This window comes from Streptomyces sp. NPDC058683 (assembly GCF_042716195.1).
Taxonomy (GTDB): Bacteria; Actinomycetota; Actinomycetes; order Streptomycetales; family Streptomycetaceae; genus Streptomyces.
In genome coordinates, this window is sequence record NZ_JBHXSK010000111.1 from 1 (window position 1) to 9,502 (window position 9,502).

General features: G+C 70.5%; 1 protein-coding gene. It reads left to right on the forward strand.

All coding sequences use genetic code 11. The features are described 5' to 3' along the window. Positions 1-9,502 (forward strand): amino acid adenylation domain-containing protein (locus ACFWXC_RS52630; RefSeq protein WP_384491421.1); only part of this gene is annotated, 9,502 nt, incomplete at both ends.

The window sequence follows — 9,502 nt, forward strand, 5'->3', positions numbered from 1 at the left end:
GCGGTCGGTTGATCTGGTGGTGGCGTTGCTGGCGGTGTGGAAGGCGGGGGCTGCCTACCTTCCGATCGATCCGTCGTATCCGGTGGACCGGGTCGCGTTCATGCTGGCGGATGCGGCTCCGGCGTGCGTGGTGACGGCTGGTGGTGTGGCGGACGTCCTGCCGCCGGAGGCTGCGGTTGCGGTGGTGTGTGTGGACGACCCGGCTGTGGTGGCGGAGATAGCGGCGGCGGATCCGGTGTCGGCGGGACTGGGCCGCCCCGACGCGGCCGCGTATGTGATGTACACGTCGGGGTCGACGGGTACGCCGAAGGGTGTCGTGGTCACTCAGCGGGATGTCGTCGAGTTGGTGTCCGACCGGTGTTGGGGTGACGAGCCGGGGCGGGTGCTGGGGTATGCGCCCTATGCGTTCGACGCGTCGGTGTTTGAGCTGTGGGTGACGTTGGGTCGTGGTGGTTCGGTGGTGCTGGCTCCGTCGGGTGAGCTGGACGGCGGGGCGATTCGCTCGTTGGTTGCTGCGTACGGGTTGAGTCGTGTGCATGTGACGGCGGGGTTGTTGCGGGTGCTGGCGGATGAGGATCCGGGGTGCTTTGAGGGGCTGGTGGAGGTGCTCACCGGTGGGGATGTGGTGCCGGCGTTGTCGGTGGCGAGGGTGGTGGAGGCGTGTCCGGGTGTGGTGGTGCGGCATCTGTACGGGCCGACGGAGATCACGTTGTGTGCGACGCAGTACGTCACGGGGGGTGGCGAGGGGGTTCCGTCGGTGTTGCCGATCGGCCGGCCGATGGACAACACCCGTGTCTATCTCCTCGACCAGGGCTTGTTGCCTGTTCCGCCGGGGGTGGCGGGGGAGTTGTATGTGGCCGGGGCTGGGCTGGCCCGTGGTTACTGGGCTCAGTCGGGGTTGACGGCGGAGCGGTTCGTGGCGTGTCCGTTCGGGGCGCCGGGTGAGCGGATGTACCGGACGGGGGATCTTGCCCGTTGGACGGCTGATGGGCAGCTGGTGTTCGTGGGCCGGGCGGATGACCAGGTGAAGGTCCGTGGCTTCCGGATCGAACCTGCCGAGGTCGAGGCCGCTTTGGCTGCTCATCCGGGGGTAGCTCAGGCGGTCGTCGTTGCACGCGAGGACACGCCCGGTGACAAGCGGCTCATTGCCTACGTGGTGCCCGGGGACGCGGATGTTGCTGCCGCGGACCTTCGTGGCTTTGTGGCGCTACGGCTGCCGGAGTACATGGTCCCGTCCGCGGTGGTCATGCTGGATGTGCTGCCGTTGTCGGTGAATGGGAAGGTGGACCGGGCCGCGCTTCCGGCGCCCGAGTACGCGGGGACTGGTGGTGGGCGCGGGCCTGCCACGGTGTCGGAAGAGATCGTGTGTGGGGTGTTCGCCGAGGTTCTCGGCGTGGAGCGGGTGGGGGTGGAGGACAACTTCTTCGAGCTCGGCGGCCATTCGCTGCTCGCGGTGTCGTTGGTGCAGCGGTTGCGTGAGCGCGGGTTCGGGGTGTCCGTGCGGGCGTTGTTCGAGTCGCCGACGCCGGCGGGGTTGGCCGCGGCTGGCGATGGTCATGGCGGTGGCGTGGTGGACGTGCCGCCCAACGGCATTCCGGACGGGGCCGAGGTGATCACGCCGGAGATGCTGCCGCTGGTGGATCTGACCCCGGCGCAGGTCGAGTTGGTGTGTGCGGCCGTCGAGGGTGGGGCGGCGAACGTGGCGGACGTGTATCCGCTGGCCCCGCTACAGGAAGGGATCTTCTTCCACCACCTCCTTGCCGAGCCCGGGGAAGCGGACGTGTACCTGGCTCCGATGACGCTGGCCTTCGACGGACGTGAACGGCTGGACGCGTTCCTGTCAGCGTTGCAACAGGTGGTGGACCGGCACGACATCTACCGGACGGGGCTGGTCTGGGAGGGCTTGCCCGAGCCGGTGCAGGTGGTGCGGCGGCACGCGGTGGTGCCAGTGACCGAGGTGACCCTCGCCGGAAACGGAAACGGGGACACCACGGCTGAACTGCTGGCTGCGGCGGGCGCGTGGCTGGACGTGCGCCAGGCCCCGTTGCTGCGGGTGCATGTGGGGGCGGAGCCGGACAGTGGCCGCCTGCTTGCCCTGGTGCAGGTGCATCACCTGGTGCAGGACCACACCGCGCTGGAGGCGGTGTTGGGCGAGGTCGCGGCCTTCATGGCAAGCCGCGGCGAGGAGCTCCCGGCGCCGCTGCCGTTCCGCGACTTCGTGGCCCAAGCCCGACTCGGGGTCTCCCGTCAGGAGCACGAGGAGTACTTCACCGGTCTGCTCGGCGACGTCACGGAACCGACCCTCCCGTTCGGTCTCTCCGACGCCCGAGGCGACGGCACCGGTGTGCGGCGAACGCGGCAGGCGGTCGACGAGGGGCTGGCGGACCGGGTGCGGCAGCAGGCACGTCAGCTGGGCGTGACTCCGGCGACACTGTTCCATGTCGCGTGGGCGCGGGTGCTGGCGAGTCTGTCGGGGCGCAGTGATGTGGTGTTCGGGACGGTACTGCTGGGCCGGATGAACGCCGGGGCCGGTGCCGAGAGCGTTCCGGGGCCGTTCATGAACACCCTGCCGGTACGGATGGACGTAGCCGACCTGGACGTCATCGGTGCGGTGCAGACGATGCGGTCTCAGCTGGCGGGCCTGCTGGTGCACGAGCACGCCCCCCTGTCCCTGGCCCAGAAGGCCGGCAACGTCCCGCCCGCCACCCCACTGTTCACCTCTCTCTTCAACTACCGCCGGAGCAGCCGGCCAGGGGGCCGGCCGGCTGACGGTGGGCGACACGGCCTGGCCGGCGTGGAGCTGGTACACAACCAGGAGCTCACGAACTACCCGCTGGCTGTGGCTGTGGACGACAACGGCGCGGGCTTCGCCTTGACCGCCGACGTGATCGATCCGGGCGATCCGGACGTGGTGTGCACGTCGTTGCACACTGCTCTGGAGGGCGTGATCACCGCTCTGGAAGACGCACCGGACAGCCCGGTGCGTGGCGTTGCGGTGCTGCCGGGCGCCCGGCGCGAGCAGATGCTGAACGACTGGAACGACACTGCCACCGCGACAGTGAATGTGACGCTGCTCCAGCTGGTCGAGGAGTGGGTGGAGCGTACCCCCGAGGCGCCGGCCGTGGTGTGCGGCAACGAGCGGGTCACGTATGCGGAGCTGGACGAACGGGCGACCAGGCTGGCGCGGGAACTGACCGCTCGTGGCGTGGGCGTGGGCGCGGACGCGGTCGTGGCGGTGGTGTTGGAGCGTTCGGTCGATCTGGTGGTGGCCTTGCTGGCGGTGTGGAAGGCCGGCGCCGCCTACCTGCCCGTCGATCCAGGCCATCCCGGTGAGCGGCTGGCACGCATGCTCGCGGACGCCCGTCCGGCCTGTGTGCTGACCACCGTCGAGCATTCCGCTGTCCTTCCCGAAGGGACCGCCGTCCCGGTGCTGGCCCTGGACAGTCCGGAGTGGGCTCTTGAGGGCGGGGCCGGGGGCGGACTCGGCGCCGGGGGCGGTGAGCCGGAGAAGGCGGAGCGCCCCGTGCCGCACGACGGCAGCGCCGCGTACGTGATGTACACCTCGGGGTCGACCGGGCAGCCGAAGGGCGTGGTGGTCACGCAGGGAGCGTTGGCCAACCATATGGCGTGGATGCAGCGGGAGTTCGGTCTGGAGCAGCGGGACCGGGTGCTGCACAAGACGCCGTTCGGGTTCGACGCGTCGGCGTGGGAGCTGTGGTGGCCGCTGACGGCCGGGGCGGTGCTCGTGGTCGCCGCACCGCAGGGGCATCGCGAACCGGCGTATCTGGCACAGCTGATCCGGCGTGAACAGGTCACCGTCGCGCAGTTTGTGCCCTCGATGCTGGCGGCGTTCGTCGCCGAGCCCACAGCGGCGGACTCCGGCAGCCTGCGGATGGTGTTCAGCGGTGGTGAGGTGCTGCCCGCCGACCTGCATCGCCGGGTGACGGACCTGCTGGGCGTGGGCCTGCACAATCTGTACGGGCTGACCGAGACCACCATCGACACCACCTTCTGGCGGTCGGGACCCGGAGCGGACGGGACGAGCGTCCCGATCGGCCGGCCCATCGACAACACCCGTGTCCACCTGCTCGATCGATTCCTGGAGCCGGTTCCGTCCGGAGTGGTGGGAGAGCTGTACGTGGCGGGAGCCGGTCTGGCCCGGGGTTACCGGGCCCAACCCGCCCTGACGGCCGAGCGGTTCGTGGCGTGCCCGTTCGGGGGGCCGGGGGAGCGGATGTACCGGACCGGCGACCTGGCCCGGTGGACGGCTGATGGCCGGCTGGTGTTCGTGGGACGCGCGGACGAGCAGGTGAAGATCCGGGGGTTCCGCGTCGAGCCGGGTGAGGTCGAGGCGGTCCTGGCCGCGCATCCCGGAGTCGCTCGGGCGTTTGTCGTCGCACGTGAGGATGTGCCCGGCGATGGCCGGCTGGTCGCGTATGTGGTGCCCGGGGACGCGGATGTTGCTGCTGCGGACCTTCGTGGCTTTGTGGGGTTGCGGTTGCCGGAGTACATGGTGCCGTCGGCGGTGGTGGTGCTGGATGCGTTGCCGTTGTCGGTGAACGGGAAGGTGGACCGGGCGGCGTTGCCGGTTCCCGAGTATGCGGTGGCCGGTGGTGGGCGGGGGCCTGCCACGGTGGCCGAGGAGATCGTGTGTGAGGTGTTCGCCGAGGTTCTGGGCCTTGAGCGGGTGGGGGTGGAGGACAACTTCTTCGAGTTGGGCGGTCATTCGCTGTTGGCGGTGTCGTTGGTGCAGCGGTTGCGTGAGCGGGGGTTGGGCGTTTCGGTGCGGGTGTTGTTCGAGTCGCCGACGCCTGCGGCGCTCGCGGTGGTGGGGGCGGGTGCCGAGGTGGAGGTGCCGCCGAACGGTGTTCCGGACGGGGCGGAGGTGATCACGCCGGAGATGCTGCCGTTGGTGGATCTGACGGCGGCGCAGGTGGAGTTGGTGTGTGAGGCCGTCGAGGGTGGGGCGGCGAACGTGGCGGATGTGTATCCGCTGGCTCCGCTGCAGGAGGGCATCTTCTTCCACCACCTGCTGGCGGAGCCCGGCGAGGCGGACGTGTACCTCATACCGATGGTGATGGCCCTGAGATCCCGTGAGCGGCTGGACGCGTTCGTCGCGGCGTTGCAGCGGGTCGTGGACCGGCACGACATCTACCGGACCGGAGTGCTCTGGGAGGGGCTGCCCGAGCCGGTGCAGGTGGTGTGGCGGTCCGCGGTCGTCCCCGTCACAGAGGTGACGCTGCCGCCGAACGGGGCCGATCCGGTCGCGGAACTGCTGGCGGTGGCCGGACATTGGATGGATGTGCGGCGAGCCCCGCTGATGCGGGTGCACGTGGCGGCGGAACCCGGCAGTGACCGGTGGCTCGCGCTGGTGCAGGTACATCACCTGCTGCAGGACCACACCGCGGCGGACGTGGTGCTGGGTGAGGTCGCGGCGTTCATGGCGGGCCGTGGGGACGCGCTGCCGGCGCCGCTGCCGTTCCGCGACTTCGTCGCCCAGGCCCGGCTCGGCGTCTCCCGTCAGGAGCACGAGGAGTACTTCACGGCCCTGCTGGAAGACGTCACCGAGGCGACGCTGCCGTTCGGCCTCTCCGACGCCCACGGTGACGGCACCGATGTGGAGCAGGGGCGGCTGGCCGTGGACGAAGACCTGGCGCAGCGGGTGCGGGAGCAGGCGCGCGTGCTGGGAACGAGCCCCGCGACGCTGTTCCACGTGGCCTGGGCGCGGGTGCTGGCCAGTCTGTCCGGGCGCGGTGACGTGGTGTTCGGGACGGTACTGCTCGGCCGGATGAACGCGGGCGTGGGCGCCGAGCGGATCCCCGGCCCGTTCATGAACACCCTGCCGGTACGGGTGGACGTCGAGAGCCTGGACGTCCTGGGCGCGGTCCAGGCGATGCGGTCCCAGCTGGCGGGCCTGCTGGTGCACGAGCACGCCCCCCTGTCGCTCGCCCAGAAAGCCAGCAACGTCCCCCCCTCCGCTCCGCTGTTCACCTCCCTGTTCAACTACCGCCACAGCCGTCGGACCGCGGCGAACACCGACGACCGGCGGGGCAGGGCGGGCGGCGCCGCGCTGTTGTTCGCCGAGGACCGAACGAACTATCCGCTGGTGCTGGCGGTCGACGACCTGGGAACCGAGTTCGAGCTGACGGTCGACGTGGTCGCTCCGGTGGACCCGCAACCGGTGTGCGCGTCGCTGCACACTGCTCTTGAGGGACTGATCGCCGCCCTGGAGGACGCGCCGCAGAGATCCCTGCGAGGGATCGAGATCCTGCCCGGTGCCGAGCTCGCGCAGCTTCTGACGGGCTGGAACGACACCTTCACCCCCGCCGTGGACACGACACTGCCCCGGCTGGTCGATCAGTGGGTGACCGGGAGCCCCGATGCCGTGGCGGTGGTGTGCGGGAACGAGCGTCTGACGTACGCGGAGCTGGACGAGCGGGTGTCGCGTCTGGCCGGGGTGCTGGCGGCGCGTGGGGTGGGTGCGGAATCGGTCGTCGCGGTCATGCTGGAGCGGTCGGTCGACCTGGTGGTGGCGTTGCTGGCGGTCTGGAGGGCGGGTGGTGCCTATCTGCCCGTCGATCCGTCGTATCCCGACGACCGGGTCGGCTTCATGCTGGCCGACGGCAGGCCGGTGTGCGCGGTGACCGTGAGCGGCCTGGCCGGGATGGTCCCGCAAGAGCTGGACGTGCCCGTCGTGTGCGTGGACGACCCGGGTGTGGTCGCGGAGATGGCCACGGCGGATCCGGTGTCGGCGGGACCGGGCCGCCCCGACGCGGCCGCGTATGTGATGTACACGTCGGGGTCGACGGGACGGCCGAAGGGCGTGGTGGTCTCCCAGCGGGACGTGGTGGCACGCGCGATGGACCGGTGCTGGGAGGAGTCGGCGCCCACACGCGTCCTGGCTTACGCGCCGTACGCGTTCGACGCGTCGGTCTTTGAACTGTGGGTGACGCTGGCGGTCGGCGGCACGGTGGTGCTGGCTCCGACCGACGAGCTGGACGGAGGGCTCATCCGAACACTGATCGGTGCGCATGGGCTCAGCCATGTCTGGGTGCCGGCCGGGCTGCTGCGGGTTCTGGCGCAGGAGGACCCCGAGTGCTTCACCGGACTGCGGGAGGTGCTGACCGGGGGCGACGTGGTACCGGCACAGGCGATGACAGCGGTGCTCGAGGCATGCCCGGGAGTGACGGTGCGGCCCGTGTACGGCCCGACGGAGACCACGTTCTGCGCGACCCAGTACGCCGTCGGGGACGGCGCGGCGGTGCCGGAGACACCACCGATCGGCCGTCCGATGGACAACACCCAGGTCTATCTCCTCGACGGTGGACTACGGCCGGTACCGCGTGGGGTGGTGGGCGAGCTGTACGTGGCCGGAGCGGGTCTGGCGCGCGGATATCACGGCCGGCCGGGGCTGACGGCAGAGCGTTTTGTCGCCTGTCCGTTCGGTGCGGCGGGCCGCCGCATGTACCGGACCGGCGATCTGGCCCGCTGGACGGCCGACGGCCGGCTGGTCTTCGCCGGCCGCGCGGACGAACAGGTGAAGGTCCGCGGGTTCCGGGTCGAGCCGGGCGAGGCCGAGGCTGTCCTGTCCGACTGCCCGGGCGTCGCCCAAGCCGTGGTCGTCGTCCGGGAGGACACCCCCGGGGACAAGCGCCTCATGGCCTACGTGGTGCCCGAAGACGGAGGCAACTCCGCCAAGGGTGCGGACCTGTCGGCAGACGCGGTCGCCTTCCTGGGACAACGGCTGCCGGAGTACATGGTGCCGTCCGCGGTGGTGGTGCTGGACGAGCTGCCGCTGACGGTGAACGGAAAGGTGGACCGCGCGGCCCTGCCCGCGCCGGAGTACGGCCTGAACGCCGGCGGTCGCGGGCCCGCCACCGCCGACGAGGAGATCCTGTGTCACCTCTTCGCCGACGTCCTGGGCCTGGAACAGGTCGGGGCGGAGGACAACTTCTTCGCCCTGGGCGGCCATTCGCTGCTGGCGATGCGGTTGGTGTCCCGGGTCCGCAGCGTCTTCGGGGTCGAGGCAGGGGTCCGGATGCTGTTCGAGGCGTCGACTCCGGCCGCACTGGCGGCGCGGATCGGCGACACCGGTCCGGCCCGGGTGGGCTTGGTGCGGTGGGAACGGCCCGAACGAGTGCCGCTGTCGTTCGCCCAGCGCCGGTTGTGGCTCCTGGCCCAACTGGAGGGTCCCAGTCCGACGTACCACATCCGGGCGGCGCTGCGCCTGACGGGGCGAGTCGACGTCGGTGCCCTGGGCACCGCGCTGTCGGACCTGGTGGCCCGCCACGAGGTGTTGCGCACGGTGTTCCCGGTGGTGGACGGGGAGCCGTTCCAGCGGGTGCTGACACCGGACGAGGTGGGCGAGGTGCTACGGGTCGCACACGCCGGCGAGCAACAGGCCGAAGGCCTGGTGGCGGCCGAGGCGGAGCGGGCGTTCGATCTGGCGGCTGAGATTCCGTTGCGGGCGCTGTTGGTCGAGACGGGTGCGGACGAGCATGTGCTGATGGTGGTGTTGCACCACATCGCGGGGGACGGGTGGTCGATGGGGCCGTTGGCCCGTGATCTGTCCGAGGCGTATGCGGCGCGGTGTGCGGGGCGTGCGCCGGGCTGGGAGCCGTTGCCCGTGCAGTACGCCGACTACGCCCTCTGGCAGCGGGAACTGCTCGGAGCGGAAGACGACCCGGACAGCTTGCTGGCCGCCCAGGTCGCTTACTGGCGGGAGGCGCTCGCGGGGGCGCCGGAGGAACTCGATCTGCCCACCGACCGGACACGCCCTGCGGTCGCGTCGCACCGGGGTCACACCGTGCACATCGACGTACCCGCCGATGTGCACGCGCGGCTGGCCGCGTTGGCGCGTGAACGCGGCGTCACGTTGTTCATGGTGGTTCAGGCCGCGTTGGCGGTGTTGTTGTCGCGGTTGGGTGCGGGGGAGGACATTCCGATCGGTACGGCGGTGGCGGGCCGGACGGACAAGGCGCTGGACGACCTCGTCGGCTTCTTCGTCAACACCCTCGTCCTGCGCACGGACCTGACCGGTAATCCCACCTTCACCGACGTGCTCACACGCGTACGCGAAGCCGGCCTGCAAGCACTGGACCACCAGGACGTGCCCTTCGAGCGGCTGGTGGAGACCCTGGCGCCGGCCCGGTCCCTGGCTCGGCACCCGCTGTTCCAGACCATGTTCACCTGGCAGAACAACGCCACGGCGGCTCTGGACCTGCCCGGTGTACAGGTGCGGCCGATGGCGGCCGGTGCGACGCCGGCCAAGTTCGACCTCGACATCACGTTGGGCGAGGTCGTGGGCGAGGACGGCCGAACCTCGTTGTCCGGGATGGTGACGGCTTCGGTTGATGTGTTTGGTGGGGGGTGGGTGGAGGGGTTTGTGGGGCGGTTGGTTGGGGTGTTGGGTTTGGTGGGGGTGGATCCGGGGGTGCGGGTGGGTGGGGTTGATGTGTTGGTTGGGGGTGAGCGTGGGTTGTTGTTGGGTGAGTGGGGTGGT